This is a genomic window from Paenibacillus sp. GM1FR, assembly GCF_002803315.1.
Taxonomy (GTDB): domain Bacteria; phylum Bacillota; class Bacilli; order Paenibacillales; family Paenibacillaceae; genus Paenibacillus; species Paenibacillus amylolyticus.
This window is the reverse complement of sequence record NZ_MKZL01000011.1, coordinates 708,830-724,330: the sequence shown is the minus strand read 5'-3', so window position 1 is coordinate 724,330 and position 15,501 is coordinate 708,830. Positions and strand designations below refer to the sequence as shown.

Annotated in this window: 10 protein-coding genes and 1 pseudogene; 4 read left to right on the top strand and 7 right to left on the bottom strand. The window is 47.4% G+C overall.

From position 1 onward, the window contains the following. Positions 1-190: 190 nt before the first annotated feature. From PAEAM_RS09055 to PAEAM_RS09025, 7 genes are all read right to left on the bottom strand, one after another. Positions 191-3,877 carry a dynamin family protein gene (locus PAEAM_RS09055; RefSeq protein WP_165789865.1) on the bottom strand — a complete coding sequence of 1,229 codons (3,687 nt, stop codon included), beginning with the start codon at positions 3,875-3,877 and terminating at the stop codon, positions 191-193. 308 nt (positions 3,878-4,185) lie between these two features. Then, a complete protein-coding gene (locus PAEAM_RS09050; RefSeq protein ID WP_017687779.1) occupies positions 4,186-4,458 on the bottom strand; it encodes a hypothetical protein in 273 nt (90 codons plus the stop codon). Positions 4,459-4,481: 23 nt separating this feature from the next. After that, positions 4,482-5,177 carry an endonuclease III gene (nth, locus tag PAEAM_RS09045; RefSeq protein WP_036607558.1) on the bottom strand — a complete coding sequence of 232 codons (696 nt, stop codon included), beginning with the start codon at positions 5,175-5,177 and terminating at the stop codon, positions 4,482-4,484. Positions 5,178-5,340: 163 nt separating this feature from the next. Beyond that, positions 5,341-8,079: an S-layer homology domain-containing protein gene (locus PAEAM_RS09040; RefSeq protein WP_100527265.1), complete on the bottom strand. Its 2,739-nt coding sequence runs from the start codon at positions 8,077-8,079 to the stop codon at positions 5,341-5,343. Between the two features lie 72 nt (positions 8,080-8,151). After that, positions 8,152-8,829 carry a GerMN domain-containing protein gene (locus tag PAEAM_RS09035; protein WP_100527264.1) on the bottom strand — a complete coding sequence of 226 codons (678 nt, stop codon included), beginning with the start codon at positions 8,827-8,829 and terminating at the stop codon, positions 8,152-8,154. Positions 8,830-8,864: 35 nt separating this feature from the next. Beyond that, positions 8,865-10,274 carry an N-acetylmuramoyl-L-alanine amidase family protein gene (locus tag PAEAM_RS09030; RefSeq protein WP_076250034.1) on the bottom strand — a complete coding sequence of 470 codons (1,410 nt, stop codon included), beginning with the start codon at positions 10,272-10,274 and terminating at the stop codon, positions 8,865-8,867. Between the two features lie 258 nt (positions 10,275-10,532). Then, positions 10,533-11,939, bottom strand: coding sequence for an N-acetylmuramoyl-L-alanine amidase family protein (locus PAEAM_RS09025; protein ID WP_100527263.1), 1,407 nt, complete (start codon positions 11,937-11,939; stop codon positions 10,533-10,535). A 276-nt stretch (positions 11,940-12,215) separates the two neighbouring features. Between PAEAM_RS09025 and PAEAM_RS32685 the strand changes: the two are divergent. From PAEAM_RS32685 to PAEAM_RS09010, 4 genes and pseudogenes are all read left to right on the top strand, one after another. Continuing rightward, a pseudogene (locus tag PAEAM_RS32685) lies at positions 12,216-12,536 on the top strand (response regulator transcription factor); the annotation flags it as partial. Beyond that, positions 12,534-12,890, top strand: a complete 357-nt coding sequence (locus PAEAM_RS32680) for a response regulator transcription factor (RefSeq protein WP_243391321.1) — start codon at positions 12,534-12,536, stop codon at positions 12,888-12,890. The pseudogene PAEAM_RS32685 and the gene PAEAM_RS32680, both read left to right, overlap by 3 nt. Further along, positions 12,887-13,972, top strand: coding sequence for a HAMP domain-containing sensor histidine kinase (locus tag PAEAM_RS09015; RefSeq protein ID WP_243391285.1), 1,086 nt, complete (start codon positions 12,887-12,889; stop codon positions 13,970-13,972). The genes PAEAM_RS32680 and PAEAM_RS09015 overlap by 4 nt, the downstream gene beginning before the upstream one ends. Before the next feature lie 51 nt (positions 13,973-14,023). Then, positions 14,024-15,496, top strand: a complete 1,473-nt coding sequence (locus PAEAM_RS09010) for a serine hydrolase domain-containing protein (RefSeq protein ID WP_100527261.1) — start codon at positions 14,024-14,026, stop codon at positions 15,494-15,496. The last annotated feature ends 5 nt before the right edge of the window (positions 15,497-15,501 follow it).

Below are 15,501 nucleotides of genomic sequence, written 5' to 3'. Positions count from 1 at the left end.
AATACCCACCTTTCAATCAAATGTTTGAATATTCTCTTTATTTCAGGTTGTTCGTACCAAAAAAAGGCTCCCTATATGCCTTTTCGGCAGGGGCCCTTTTGGGTTGATTTTCGCAACATTTTCAATGTGTTGCTGTATCATTCATTTTGTTTTACAAAGACTTCCAGAGAATACGCGTTATGCCGTGATTTTAACTGCGTTCAATCTGTTCCAGTTGGTTAGACAAGCTGGTCCATTGCTCCGCCGGAATTCCGCTCTCCAGTGTATCTTGAATTCCACTTACCGCCTCGTCCAGACGTTCTTCAAACTGACGGGATTGGTGTTGCAAGGATTGACAAATCTGGTTGTCATAAAACTGAATCAGTTTGTCTTGCGCAGCAGGAAGAACTTCAATGATCATCTGTTTGAGGACAGGATCAAGTTCCTCCTGTAATCGCTGACGTCCATCTCCTTCGAAGAACTGTTTCGGATTGCGGAAATAATTCAAATAGCTTTTCCATCCAGACGGTTCTTCCAGACGAACTTCTTCAAGCACAGGTGTACTCCAGCGTTCGTTCAGTGGCAGTGACACATCCACGCCCCCTGATAACTGCCTAACCTCATCTATACATTCCGTAACTTGCTTCATCAGCCAGGTCTGACCCGCCTGTTCAAGTCTGAGGGTGGTAGCAAGCAGTTCCTGCTCCAGTTCAATGGCAATCATACGTAACAGTTCACGTCCACAGGCTGCAAAAGCCATCTTCAGATTGCCCCGCTCCTCCCGAAGTACGGATGGATGGAATGCTTCTGCCATGAATAAACCAAGGCGATAGGCAAGCCGCTGCCGCACATGGAAGAGTAATTCTGCTGTTTCCTGTGACAGTTCTTCCTTCATGGATCTTGCTGCAAGTTGCTGTATGCGCTGACGTGACTGTCCCTGAATAGTCCCTAGTTCATCCCGCCGCTGCTGCAATACTTCTTCGCCCTGAGCCGCATCCTCTGCACGATTCTTCAGCCGCTGAATGACACGTGCCATCTCTTCGGAAGCTCCACCTACCGCAAGGTCGGCTAATTCTCTGCCAGCAAATTGGTTGAACTCTTCCTCAAACCGGATAAAACCGGATTGCTCAAGCAGCTTCGAATCACCTGCCATCTTGCCTTCCATCGCCAGTATGCTGGATACCGGGAAGAGTCGTGGTGCCCGAATTCCATTACTGCGCAGTTGGGTGCTCACATGATCGAGAACCTGCTCCAGTTCTTCCTCAGAGGAAGACAAGTCACTGGCATTCACAACAAAGAACATCTGATCCATGGCAGAACTGTCTTTGACACGTCCCAACTGGTTCAGGAACTGGCGATCTCCTTGGGAGAAAGCATGGTTGTAATACGTTACAAAAATGAGTGCATCCGCATTCTTCATATAATTGAAGGTTACACCCGTATGACGAGCATTCACGGAGTCCGCTCCTGGTGTGTCTACCAGTACAATGCCTTGTTCAGTCACATCGCAACTGTAATAGAGATCGATACTGTCTACAAAACAGGACTTTTTCTCGTTTGCGACAAAGTTACGATAACCGTCCAGATCCACCAGCACATCCTGACCTAACTGGTCCGCTGTTTCTTCCCAACCGGCTGCAGCTGCCTGCAAAAAGCTGTAATGCGGGCGCCCCGCCGGATGCACATCCTGTGGCGAGAGGGAACGTACTCGCTTCTGCCACTCCGCTCCAGGCTCACCCAGTCCGAGCAATCGGAAGGAATAGCCGAGGTCTTCCTGGAAGGCGTCCCGGGTCTTCATCCGGACCCGGGCTGTTCCATGCTCCGCGCCCCCGGCAGGAGCCATGATTCGGTTAATCGCCGCTGTTGTTGGATGCGGCGAGACGGGTAGTACAGCTTCGCCCAGCAACGCGTTGGCGAAGGAGGATTTGCCGGCGCTGAATGCTCCGAACAGCGCCAAAGTGAACGTGCCGCCCGCAAGCGAAGCCGCGCGTGCACGCAGATCCCGTACCGCCGACCCCATGGCGGGGTACGGCTCTACCAGCGCAGCAGCGGCTTCGAGCCGTGCCGCTGCTGCGTCCAGGCGTCGGCGGCGTTCAGCGCCAGCCGCCGCCGATGGCCCAGGCACCGCCGCTGCGACTGCGCGCTGCGCTGGCGGTGCCTCTGACGTCTGTGGCTGCGCAGCCACAGACGTTGACGTGCCCGCATGCGAACCGGGAGCTTCGCCCGGTTCAGGCACCGCGGGCACGTGCGGGCCCTTCACCTCCGGCAATAGCCCGGAGGGGAGGGGGCCCGCATGGGGCAGCAGGCTGCGCAGCCCTGCTGCCTCTGCGGCGGCGCTGCGCTGGAGCGCCGTGTAGCGCGCCGCCGCCGCGGATTGCGCCAGCAGCGCTGCGCGGCTGGCGTCCAGCGCCTGAAGCGCGGCTTCGCCTCGCGCTGCCAGCGCCTCCAGCATGCGGTCGGCCAGCATCATGGCCGACTTGCGATAGCGGGCCTCAATCTCGCCCCGCACATCTTTACTGAACTGAATCACATACTCTGGAGATACCTCTGCACTGGCACTGCGTTTCATCTCCAATAGTGCTTCATCTACAGCAGGCAGCTCCGTATTAAGCGCCTGCTCCCACTCCGCTCCCCATAGCTGATGGGATTCACCGAGCTGTCTAAGCATCGTACGAATATGTACCTCAACTTGTCCGGAAGCCTGATCCTGTAACAGTCTGACCAGCTCAGAAGCACGGCGTTGTTTCTCCTGCTCGGTTTTGCCACCAGAGAACAATAAGCCTACCCTGAAACCTGGTTTGCGGCTCTCCAAATAGGCGGCAGCCGACGCACGAATATCCGCAGGTGTAAGATTTGCATTTGCCAGAAGAGGTTCCAGCTCTGCCCGGAATTTCTCGCGCACTCGCGAAGGCCCGGTACGAATGTCTGCTGCTTGTTGATCGAGAAGCTCCAGCTCTCGTTCCAAGCGTTCAATTCCTTCCTTGCCACCAATCTCATCCAGCAGGGAATTCTCTTCGTCTTCACGTTTCTCCGCTTCTCTCGTCAGGTGTTGCTCCGTTACATGACTGGCCGAACTTGCCAAACTGTGCGTAATTAACGCTTCCTTCTCTTGCATCATGTGTCCAATGAGTTCCGGAAGCACATCCCACTGGTTGTAGCGATGCTGCTTGTCGCGGAGGGAAGTAAACAACAGTCCGTCATATCTGACTTCCCAGGCCGCAAATATAGCTTCGACACCTTCGGTATATTGGTCAAAAGAGAGCTCACGCTCCCGATGCTTGTCGATCTGGTTCACGATCAAAAACAACGGTTTGCCCCAATCCGACAGACTCTTGGCAAATGAAAGGTTGGTCTCGGACTGAACATGGTTATAGTCCATGACATAGAACACCACATCCGCCAGATGGAGCGCTGAATGGGTTGCGAGACTATGTCCGCGATCTGTTGAATCCACACCTGGTGTATCCAGCAGGACAGCATCATCTTTCAGCAGAGGAATATCATCCCATACCTCAATTGAGCTGTAAGCTCCACCATTTTTGCAATACGCCTCCAATTCCTCTGGAGAAACTTCAAGTGTTCCCGCTCCATTGTCAGCGCTTACGTTTGGAGTAGTATAAATAAGCGCTCTTGGCTTACCATTACGTATGGATACCACATTTGCACTTGTTGGCACGGGACTTGAAGGCAACACCCGCTTACCGCATAAACTGTTGATGAGACTCGATTTGCCTGCAGAGAAATGACCACAGAACGCAATCGTCAGATGTTTCATTTCCGCCTTGCTGATTAAATCCGTTATAGCCTGTACAGCCGTATGGTCCCCTGTCTGCTCCATCGCTTCACGCAGCGGAAGCAGAGGTTTGGCCATTTCTTTTGGGTAATCTGTTCTGGACATGACTGGCCTTCCCCCTGGCTCCTCTAATTTGACATCCGTTTCGACGTCTATCTCTTTTACAACATTTATTTTAACATTATCAAGTTTGAATTTGAACGGTTGGAATTGAATATACATAAATGGACGTATACGTTCTATAATCTAAAAAAAATAAAACCGAACAAGTCGGTTTTATCTGTAATACGTTTTATACTCGGTATTTAGCAAATGCTCACGCCAAGTGTCTGTTGCATGAATGCGATGTGATCACCTTAACCACAACGATCCTCATGACATTAATACAACAGAAACAATAGTGTAATCACTTCTTATGAAACTGCGTTCTCCATGGAAGGCAGCAAGATTTCAAATACTTGTCCATGTTGCAGAATTGTAATGTCTCTGCCTTTGTCTCTCATAACAACAACTTCTGGTTTAACGGACATACGCTCCAGATAATGTTCAGGCACGTCGCCAGAGTGGCTTACTGTGATGCCTTCTACTTCTTTTTCTTCATTTTCAGCCATTTCCTGTTCAACGATTTGTTCAAAGATATCGGAGAAGGCCTCAAAATTGTCAGTGTACACGGAAATGCATTTCATGATTATTCATCCTTTTCTGCTCATTAATTTATTTTTCGTTTTCGGGTGGTGACACGTTCCTTATCTTTCCTGATTTGGGACGTTTTCATACGTTTTTTCCCTTCCCTGCATATGTCCAGCAATGGACAGATATGACACGCAGGGTTCTGTGCCTTGCAATGGTAGCGTCCAAAAAATATAAACCGGTGGTGAGTTAAAGTCCACTCGTCCCGGGGTACGCGCTTCATTAGTTTCTTTTCGACTTCAAGTACGGAGTCATCCCAACCTGCAAGCGCCAGCCGCTTGGATACACGTTCAACATGAGTATCTACCGCAATTGCCGGTACTCCAAACGCATTGGAAACAACTACATTCGCGGTTTTCCGCCCGACACCTGGTAGCGTCACAAGCTGATCATGTTCCTGCGGTACATCACCGCCATACTGCTCTATTAAAATTCGGCACATGTTCTGAATATGCTTGGCCTTGTTCCGGTACAAACCGATTCGCCGAATATCCTGTTCCAACTCTTCGAGAGGAACTGCCAGATAATCTGCTGGGCTTCTGTACTTCTGGAACAGATCTGCGGTTACCTTGTTCACCGTTTCATCGGTGCACTGGGCAGACAAAAGGACAGCTACCGTCAATTCAAATGCATTGCTGTGATTTAATTCGCAATGTGCATCAGGAAACATTGCTTCCATAGTTTCGAGTATATGTCTAACCGTCGCTGCATTCATGAAGAGCTACCTCCCACAAAATGACTCCACTCTGCGGAGCCTTACTTCGAAGCTTCATCCGAGTACTTTGCGGGGACCTCAAAAAGCTTGCAAAAAAAACGTCTTGATGCGGGAAAGATCCCGTATCAAGACGGTCATTCTTTTGATCCTCGAAAAGAAACGATTACTGTTTTTGAATCTCCAGAATAACATTGTTCAGGAGATACAATACAATATTATCATTATCTCTGAGAGATTGCACGCTTAAAGTATTGTCACCCTGGTGAACAAATACACTTGATCCGAGTGCAAAACGATAGTTTGTGTCTGCTGTCGTTTCCCGTTTAACCAAAATCTGGTTACCCACGCCATCATAAGACCAGAATTGTTTGCTCATGACAGTTAGTACTCTGAAGCGTGTGGAATTATCCGTATCTTTTGTCATTTCCACACGATCTCCGACCGTAAGACTAGTCAGTGAAGTTAATGTGGAGCCAGATTTTACGACTTTAACAGAACCGCTAACAGGCACGGTTTCAGTCTGGCCGTTAAACTGTTTGAGCGTTACAGATGAAGCATCCACCGCTGTAACTTCAGCCAGCGTACGCTTCACGACTTGAACCGCTTTTGGCGTAGCTCCTTCAAACGTTACATTAATCAGGTTGCCTGCTGTCAGTTGTGAAGGCGTGATCGTCTGACCACTTTCTCCTGTCAGTACGGCTTGATCCACGTAGAACTGACTTGTCAACAGATCGGATTTTACTCGAATACGACTATTTGCTTCCAAGGCAACCACTTCGAATTGAGCCACAGTGTTCAGTGAAACCTTCTGTACTACATCCTGATTTGCTCCAAGCGTTACGGTCACTTTGTCACCAATCTTCAAATCTCCCAGACTTGCGCCCGATTTGTTATAGATCTCAACCGTAGGTAAGGTAGTATAAGGCACTGTAATCGTCTGATTACCAGACAACACACTGATTTTTCTGCCCGTTGTGTCAATGTTGCTGATCGTACCTTCATACTTGTAAATCACTTTAACGGACAACGCACGTGTTCCCACATAGGTCAGATCCAATTTGCGACCATCATTTAAAATCGACTCCAGACCAGCGAGTGTAGGTTTGGTCGTATTGTAGTCCAGTTTGGTTTTTTCGTCCAATGTAAATACAAACGGTTTCTTGTTGTTGTCCAACACGGTAAGTACCTTTGTTTTGCTGTTGTAAGATACAACCGTTACTCCGTTCATAGGTTCCATTTGACGTCCAATCACCTGAATACGCGTTACCTGGTCGTCAGAGTTCAATGTCAACTCCACCTGATCCCCGTTCGTTGCATCCGTGATGAGATCATTCAGCGTTGCATCCTGAATGCCATTGATAATGACTTCCGGCTTTTCAATCAGCAGTTTCGCCTCAAGGGAACCCCCTTCACGTTTGAACGTTAACGTGGACTGGTTGCCACCGATCTCAACCAATGTTCCGCGCACAGATTGCTCCACACCTTGAGACAATGTGATAGTTTGCAAAACACTGTCCTTTACGGTGTATTTCACGGCACTGCCGGCTTTGAGATCAGCCACTGACATGATACGGTTTTGATATGTGATAAGCAGATTGTCATTGTATGCAAACTGCTCTGTTGCACCCGCTGCATTGACAAGTTTAATCGTTTTGCCAGAAGTGGATACTTCAGCAACTACGCCATTGTCACTCTTGTTAACAATGCCGGATTTCACACGAATAGCAACTGTTTTTTTGTCAGCCGAGAACGTCTCACGCTGTACTTCGATGATGCTATCTGCCGTAATATCGGACAGTTTGATTGCATTACCATTCTGATCGATGAATGCAGTTGCCTCATCATAACTGTACGTTTCGTAATTCTCGCCCACAAAGATACCAATTTTATTACCAGACAATGAACGTGCAAATGTACCTTCAACACTTTCCACCTGCGGTGTAGCATCCACAACTTCCACATAGGAAGCCCCACCTGCCGAACCTACAACCATAACTTTTGTATACAGCTTCACATCTGTGGCGGAAGCACGAGTCTCACTGTCTTTCGTAAAGTACGGCGTACTGCTGTTCACTGCGAAGTTAACGGCTTTGCCGTCCACAACCAGCGTGATCTGCCCATCTTTCAATCCTGTCACATAACCCGTGGATGTGTTCGGGTACGTTGTATCCGTTAACGATTCACCACGACTGAAGAAGGTAGCCAGTTGAGCACGGGTTACGGAACCAGTTGGATTGAATTTGTTGCCTTCCACACCTTTGGCCAGATCCAGGCTAACAGCCAGATTGACATAACCTTTACCACTTTCGGAAATACTTGCATTATCAGCAAATCCGGTAGATTGATTGTTTTGTGCTTTCGCTTCAGCATCCTTGTCCAATGAACGGATTAACAATTTCGTAATCCATTCCCGTGAAGCCGGTTTTTGACCCCAGGAGGTCTTGGATACATCCACCGTTGATTCTTCCGTTTTGTCAATCAGTCCCAGTTGAAGTGCCAGCGCGACATATGGCTTGAAATAATTTCCCACTTCCATGTTTGTCGGTAATGCCGCAGCCGTGTCGGTATTCAACTGGCCCTCTTGATTCATAAAACGGATTGCCATCGTTACAGCTTCTTGCTGTGTTACCGCGTCTCCTGGACGGAACAGGCCGTTGTTACCGAGAAGAATGCCTTGATATGCCAGTTTGTACACATGTTTTTCAGCCCAGTATCCGACCTTGATATCACTGAACAAACCAGTTGGTGCAGCCGTATTTGTTATTGCAGCAGTCTGACCCTGCCCCGTTTCTGTTGATTCTGCTGCCATGGCAGCTCCGCCGGCGCTAAGGGCCATCATGCCTGCAAGCACGGCTGATACTACTTTTTTAGAGTGTGATGTATGGTTATATTTAAAAGTCACCTATGATTCCCCTCTCTCATGTAAAACGACCCATATTCCGTGGATTCACGGTACAACAGTATGCTGTACCGCCTATTCGGATCTTGTCATTGGATGTTCAAGATCCACATGGCCCATCAGACTCTCCGTCTGCTGACCATCCACCAGTAAATCAAGTGATTTTACTTCATCAAACTGGAAGAACGTTTGTTTTAGAGCATCCAGCGCATAAGATTCTCCACCTGCTCCAAGACGTGCCGTATCTGGCATATGAATATCCAGCGCAAGAGCGCCATCCTTGAACTGAACAGACTTCAATTCAATTTCTTTAGACCACAGCGGAACAAGTTTAGCGTCTTTGCTCTGTTGCAATGATTCAAAGGCAGCTTTATATTTGGCATCATCCGATGCGTATGAAATCTCTGCCGAAGCTTTGTGCAACTCCAGTTCTTCTTCATCCGTATAGAATACAGTGATCGTTTTCTTTTCATTACTTTCGGAAGTTGCCGGCTTCTCCGTAGACGTTTCGCTTGGCGGAGTAGTTGTAGTCGCTTCCTCCGAACTGCCTTCCGTCGATTCTGTAGGCGTTGTATTCTCTTCAGGCTCAGCAGTTACCGGTTCGGTAATTGTTTCGCCTTCAACCTCGATCACATTGTTTTCAGTTCCTGCGCCTTGCGTCTGATTCGGAGCAGCTGTTGGCTTGCTTCCACATCCAGCAGCAACTGCCATAACTGTTACCAGCAAGGCTGCAATCCATATTTTCTTGTTCATTCTAACTCCGCCTCCTCAACATAAGGGCTTGTCCCTTATTTAATTCCCAGATACTCCTTGATTCCTGCAACAATCCCTTTGGCAACGCTGTTCTGGAAACTCTCAGTGAACAGGGCTGCTTCGTCGCTCTTATTGCTAAGGAATCCACCTTCCAGCAGAACTGCTGGCATTGTCGTTTCACGGGTCACATGGAGACTTGCCGTTTTCACTCCACGATCTTTCAGTCCGGAAGACTGTAAAAGATACTTGTGCATCACTGTAGCAAGTGCTTTGCTGTTGGAGCGTGTATAGAATGTCTCTACACCGTTCGCAGCAGTAGGGCCACTGTTAGCATGAATGGAGATGAAAATATCCGCTTTTATGTCTTGTGCAATCTTCACACGTTCTTTCAATGCCAAAAATGTATCATCGCTGCGCGTTAACACAACGTCAATTTTGGATTCTTTTTTCAACAAGGCTTCCACTTTCAGAGCCATTGCCAGATTGAAGTCTTTTTCACGTTTACCAGTTACACCGATTGCCCCAGGATCCTGATCTCCGTGACCTGCATCGATAACGACAACTTTTTTGCCATTATTACCAACTGGAGGAGCAGGTGTACCACTTTGATTGTCGAGGTTAATCATGACCAGTCCGGAATCATTTTGCACACTGTACCCTTTTGAACTGGACAGATCGATTACAAAACGAATTGTAGATGGACTGTTGCTGTATAACGAGTAACGAATCTTCGACACATCCGGATAGCCGCTAACGACGAGTTGTCCATTCTGGTTGCTGTCTAGAGCCTGTCCTTCACTGAACGAATCAGCAAATGCGGTATTCGGCAAGTCTATAACGATTCGATCTGGTCCTGTCATCGTGAAGACGTTCGGCTTCGTACTTCCGCTTGTTGCAATCATGAAGCGGTTGTCGCTGAAGCTGATGCCGTTCACCAGTACAAGACCTTCTTGATCCGATCCTCCGCCTTCATTGCCAGAGTTCGGAGGTGTGGTTGTCCCGTTTCCGGAACCTGAATTCTGGGTAACTAATGTTACCGTCTTCGTGGTATTGTTCCAACCCACCTTAAGACCCATTTCCTCACCAATAAATCGGAGAGGTACGAGCGTAGTACCATTTTTCACGAGTGGCGGGGCATCCAAGTTTACGTTACTGCCGTTCACCGTTGCCGTCTTCTGTCCAACAATCATCTGCATGGCAGTGTTGTCTTTGCTAATAGTCACTGTTTGAGTTTGCTGCTTCCACTCCACGCTATATCCAAGATTTTCGGACACAACCCGGATCGGAACCATCACCTTGCTGTTGATAATTTCCGCTTTTGTATCCGATGGCTGTACGATCTCTTTACCGTCTAGGATAATTTTCGTGTCTGTTGCTGCGTGACTATAGCCCGGGAATACGAGCCCAAAGACAAATAACAGTACCAAAAAACCGAACTTCTTCATCCTTCACCCCTACCATTCTCATATTTTTTTGCCGCATGTTGTCATTTTCCAACTCCGACTGACCGCTTGGGCATTACCAGACACCTATTAGACGCCCCTCGCTCTCAAAAGTTGCGAATATATTCCAACATAACAGAAAAAAAACGTTGTCAGATCAAGCTTTTTTTACATTTTAATGTCTTCTTTTTTCCTTATTTATCAAATATACATCTCTAAACAACGTAATACCCTAACCTTCATATTTGCGCACAATTCAATTTACAGTCCCAAAAATTCAACAATTCCGTCCACAATCGCCTGTGCACATTTGTCCTGGTATTCTTCCGTGAGCATGACTGCTTCATCTGTAGGGTTACTTAAAAAACCAAGTTCAAGTAACACAGCAGGCATGGTTGTTTCACGCGTCACATGCAGACTAGCCGTTTTAACCCCACGATCCTTGAGTCCTGTTACCGGTAACACATATTTGTGAAGAGTGTCAGCCAAAGTCTTGCTTTCTTTACGACTATAGAGCGTTTCAATGCCGTTTGGTACCGGTGTAGTGAATTTGTTTCCATGAATGGATACAAAAACATCTGCCTGATTCAATTCAGCAATATCCACACGCTGTTTGAGCGAAAGTTCTGTATCATCCTGGCGTGTAATGACCGTTTGAATATTTGGGTATTTTTGAAGGGTTGCCTGTACCTTCAGTCCTACAGCCAGATTGAAATCCTTCTCATAAGCTCCTGACAAACTCACTGCACCCGATTGACGACCACCATGTCCCGGATCAATGACCACAATCGTTTTGCCATCATTGGTAGGTACTGCCGGTTGGCTTGTCGGTTCTCCACTCGTGGCTGTCAGGTCAACGAGCAAGACATTGTTATCTCCAACAGACCATTTGGCTGTAGCCGTCTGATTCAGATCCAGAACGACACGCACGGTAGAAGGCGATTTACTGAACATGGCATACCGAACTTTGGAAACTATGGATGAATCCGTAACGAGAATCTGTCCACTCCCATCCGGGTTAGAGGCTTGTCCCTGAATGAATTCCTCAGAAAATGTCGCTGAAGGCAGATCAACAATAATTCGGTCTGGCCCACCAATACTGGATACTTTGGGGCTAATATTACCGTTTGTTGCTACAATCAAGCGATCTCCGCTGAAGCTGATGCCTTGAAGCTCTGTCAAACCATCCGGGACAGGTGCCTCGACGGGGTCACTGTCACCTTCCGTTTCAACTACGGGAGGAATACTAAATAGGCTTACTGTCTTGGTTCCATTGTCCCAGCCAACACGCAGACCCATGCCTTCCCCAACAAAGCGTAACGGAACAAGCGTAGTTCCCTGTTTGATCAGTGGGGGCGAATCCAAGTTCACCACGTTTCCATTCACTGTAGCTGCATCTTTGCCAGCCGTCATTTGAATCATGCTGTTTCCTTTTTGAACCTGGACTGACTGAGTTTCCTTCTCCCACTTCACCTTATAACCCAGGTTCTCGGATACAATTCGAATTGGAACCATGACCGTTTTCCCAATATTCTCTGCAGGTGCACCCGTCTGCTGGTTAATGGTTACACCGTCGAGTACAATCGAGGGCGTGGTGTCTGCATGGGCCATGATTGGGAATAAACATAGGAACAGAAGAAAAACGACTGCTGCCGACCATTTTTTCATACCTCATCCACCATTCTTTTTGTCTTTTGAACATCCGACCTGATTCTCTGCAGCGTAACATCAATGACAATATGTAACCTTCCATAATCTACTAATCAGTTTATCAGATATTGTCTGATCATCCGGTTACAACGTTGTCATATTTAGTCGGAAACTGAGTGGCAAAAAGGTTACTTTCTCCATTCGTCCAGTTCCCAAAATCATATGGAAATTACATTCCTCATCCATTTTTGCTATGCTGAGTTCAAATACTTGAATACAGGAGATTGAGACTTGATGCCTAAAATACTGATCGTGGACGATGAAGCAGATCTTCGAAAGCTACTGACTGATTATTTTGAAATTAACGGATATTCTGTGATGACGGCCAAGGACAGCAGGGAAGCGCTGCGGAAAGTGGAAAAATAACCCGATCTCGTTTTGTTAGATATCAACATGCCTGAACAGAACGGCCTTCAATTATGTGAAAAAATTCGCGACTTCGTCTCTTGCCCGATCTTATTCTTAACGGCTCGAATCGAAGATGCTGATAAAATAGCAGGATTTCGTGCCGGAGGCGATGACTATATCCTGAAACCTTTCAGCATTCGCGAGTTGGGCGCCAGGGTCGAAGCACATATACGCAGGGAACAACGAATCCAAACTAAATCTTCGGTAAGGTTTAACAATGAATTGGTCATTGATTATACGGCCAGGGAGCTCTACTACCTGGATAAGCGAATTTCACTGCCCAAAAAAGAGTTTGATATTGTCGAATTGCTGTCCACGCATCCTGATATGGTGTTTGGAAAGGAACGCATATACGAAAAGATTTGGGGCATGGACGAGCAAGGTGACAGTAACGTCATCGCAGAGCATATCCGGCGAATTCGCTACAAATTAAAGGAATACGGCTGTGATAATCAAATCGAGACCGTTTGGGGAGTAGGGTACAAATGGCCAAGTTCATGACTAGACTCCTGTTTTTAAAGCGATTGTCCTTGCTACAATCTTTTATGCTGTTGTGTGTGGTCACACTCATTGCCGTGCTTGCCGTTATAACTATGGAGTTTGCTTGGGCGGAGAACCTGCGGCTGCGTTTCGGAGAAACGGATTGGGTGATGCCCTCCCTCGTCACGGCGGTTCTGCTCACCGTAGCGACTGGTATTGTCACCATGGCCGTTCTATTTTACAGATGGAAGCTAAAACGTCCGCTGGAGCTATTAAAACGAGCATCCAAGAACATTTCGGCCAACGATCTAGACTTCCGCATTTCCTATGACAGCCAGGATGAGATGGGCGAGCTGATCGCGCTATTTGAAAACATGCGCTCACAATTGGAAAAAAACCTTAAGACACTTTGGCGTTCGGTTGAAGAGCGCAAGCAGATCAATGCTATTTTTGCCCATGATCTGAGAACACCCCTGTCCGTGTTAAAAGGAAACGCCGAGCTTCTCTCCACCTATCTTCCTGAGAAGAAGTTGTCGGAAGAAAAGGTGCTGGACTTGATCCATACTATGAACCTTCACATCTTGCGTCTGGAGAGTTATGCAGAGGCCATGAACTCCATTCAGAGGCTGGAGGATGTGCCGTTGAACATCCAATCGATGGATACGATTTCATTGACGGTTTTGCTGGATGGCAGCGCTGAACAAATCGCGAAACAGTTCGGTATACGTTTCGTCTCATCCGTGGAATATGATAATCCCTCAGTACATGTAGATCCCTATCTCGTCATGCAGATTTTCGAGAATGTAGTGGCTAATGGGGCGAGATACGCAGCCAGTCAAGTGAACGTCCATTATGACGTTCAGGGAGGCATTATGAAGATTACCGTCTCAGAAGACGGTACTGGTTTCTCTGACGAAGCCCTGAGTAAGGCTATACTCCCTTTTTACCGAGGCGAAGTATGGGATGCGAGCGAACATTGCGGGCTGGGCCTTTACGTTTGCAAGGTGTTTTGCGAAAAACATGAAGGTAGTCTTCAGATTGCAAACGGTCCTAACGGAGGTGGAAGCGTCACGGCAAGTATTCGGACCCAAGTTGATAAATAGTTGAAAATGATCTGATAACATCTCCTTATCTTGAATTTAAGGAGTGTTATCATGCTAAAACTGAAAAAAAGAATGTATATCACAATTAGCTGTTTGTTGTTATGTACCGCGTGGGCGTCCCCCTTATCCGCCAATGAAGCCAGAGACAGGACAGAAGTGCTGCAGGAGATCGACGAATATATGAATCGGAGCATGAAGGCCAATTACATTAAGGCTGCTTCACTGGCGATTGCCAATAACGATGAGGTCTTTTACGCAAAAGGCTACGGGACATTGGCGGACGGCCAGAAGGTTACGGGCAACACCCCTTTTCCCATTGCTTCACTAAGCAAGTCCTTTACTGCATTGGCTGTTCTGCAGCTGGTGGACAAAAGTCGGATCGACTTGGATGCTACTTACGCTTCCTATTTTCCAGAGCTTTCTCCACAGGACCCCCGCGTTCTTGACATCAAGGTCCGTCATTTACTGAATCAGACGAGTGGTCTTAATGACAAGATTAATCCCGATATGACAAAGACTCCGCAATTCCAATCACTGGCTGAAGCGAACCAATTATTAAACACGGTTCAACTTGCCCATATCCCCGGAACAGCCTACAGCTATCATAATCCCAATTACGTGCTGCTGGCGAACCTCGTGGAAAATGTTAGTGGAGAGCGCTTTTCGGATTATCTAAAAAAACATATTTTTGAACCGTTAGGAATGAATCATACCTTCAGTGTCAATACAACGCAGCAATTCTATGAGAATAATACTATCCCTCTAGGACATTACCTGAGCTTGGGACGCGCTATAAGTCAATCCGAACCGCTTTGGTTCATTGAGGGCCCCGCCGGCATCGTTTCAACCGCAGAGGACATGTCCCTTTGGATGCTTTCCCAATATAATGGCCGCCTCGTTTCCCCTGTGCTGATGAAACAATATCATGCCGCAGGAGCGATTGGTCCTTACGGCATGGGCTGGCTTGCAAACCAAGATGCGTCTAGCGGCCAAACGATCTCCCACAGCGGCATTTTCTGGACCTACAAGTCCGAAGAACTGGTTTATTTGAACGAGCAAATGGGCATTGCCGTAATGTTTAATTCTGGTATAAACGCTTATGTGAATTACTCGGCATTTATTGATGGAATAGCGGATATTATGAGGGGGCAGGAACCCCAAACCTCTTTTGTAAACGGTCGGAATATGGAAATGATTATGATTGCGCTGATCATCGCTACGCTTGCATGGGGCATCTACGGCTATTTCCGCATACGTCGGAGCAACCAACGCCTAACGATCAGCAAATTGATTATGATCACGGTCGGTAGACTGATCCCGGTTCTAATTCTCTTATCTCTGTCCCCCTTGGTTACGTTTATCGGCGGAGGACGTGTGCTGCCTTGGTTTGGCATCTGGACTACGCTATCAACTCCAATCATATGGCTTATGGTATGGTCACTTGTGAATTTCGTGCATTTGGCTTGTTATATCTATGTCTATTTTCTGAATACAAAAAACGACCCATTGGAGCTACCTCAGTAATCGAT

Bases quoted from the DNA above. Each gene is read 5' to 3' on its own strand.
- PAEAM_RS09025 (WP_100527263.1), bottom strand. From the start codon at position 11,939: ATGAAAAAATGGTCGGCAGCAGTCGTTTTTCTTCTGTTCCTATGTTTA.
- PAEAM_RS09030 (WP_076250034.1), bottom strand. From the start codon at position 10,274: ATGAAGAAGTTCGGTTTTTTGGTACTGTTATTTGTCTTTGGGCTCGTA.
- PAEAM_RS09055 (WP_165789865.1), bottom strand. From the start codon at position 3,877: ATGTCCAGAACAGATTACCCAAAAGAAATGGCCAAACCTCTGCTTCCG.
- PAEAM_RS09050 (WP_017687779.1), bottom strand. From the start codon at position 4,458: ATGAAATGCATTTCCGTGTACACTGACAATTTTGAGGCCTTCTCCGAT.
- PAEAM_RS09035 (WP_100527264.1), bottom strand. From the start codon at position 8,829: ATGAACAAGAAAATATGGATTGCAGCCTTGCTGGTAACAGTTATGGCA.
- PAEAM_RS09010 (WP_100527261.1), top strand. From the start codon at position 14,024: ATGCTAAAACTGAAAAAAAGAATGTATATCACAATTAGCTGTTTGTTG.
- PAEAM_RS09015 (WP_243391285.1), top strand. From the start codon at position 12,887: ATGACTAGACTCCTGTTTTTAAAGCGATTGTCCTTGCTACAATCTTTT.
- nth (WP_036607558.1), bottom strand. From the start codon at position 5,177: ATGAATGCAGCGACGGTTAGACATATACTCGAAACTATGGAAGCAATG.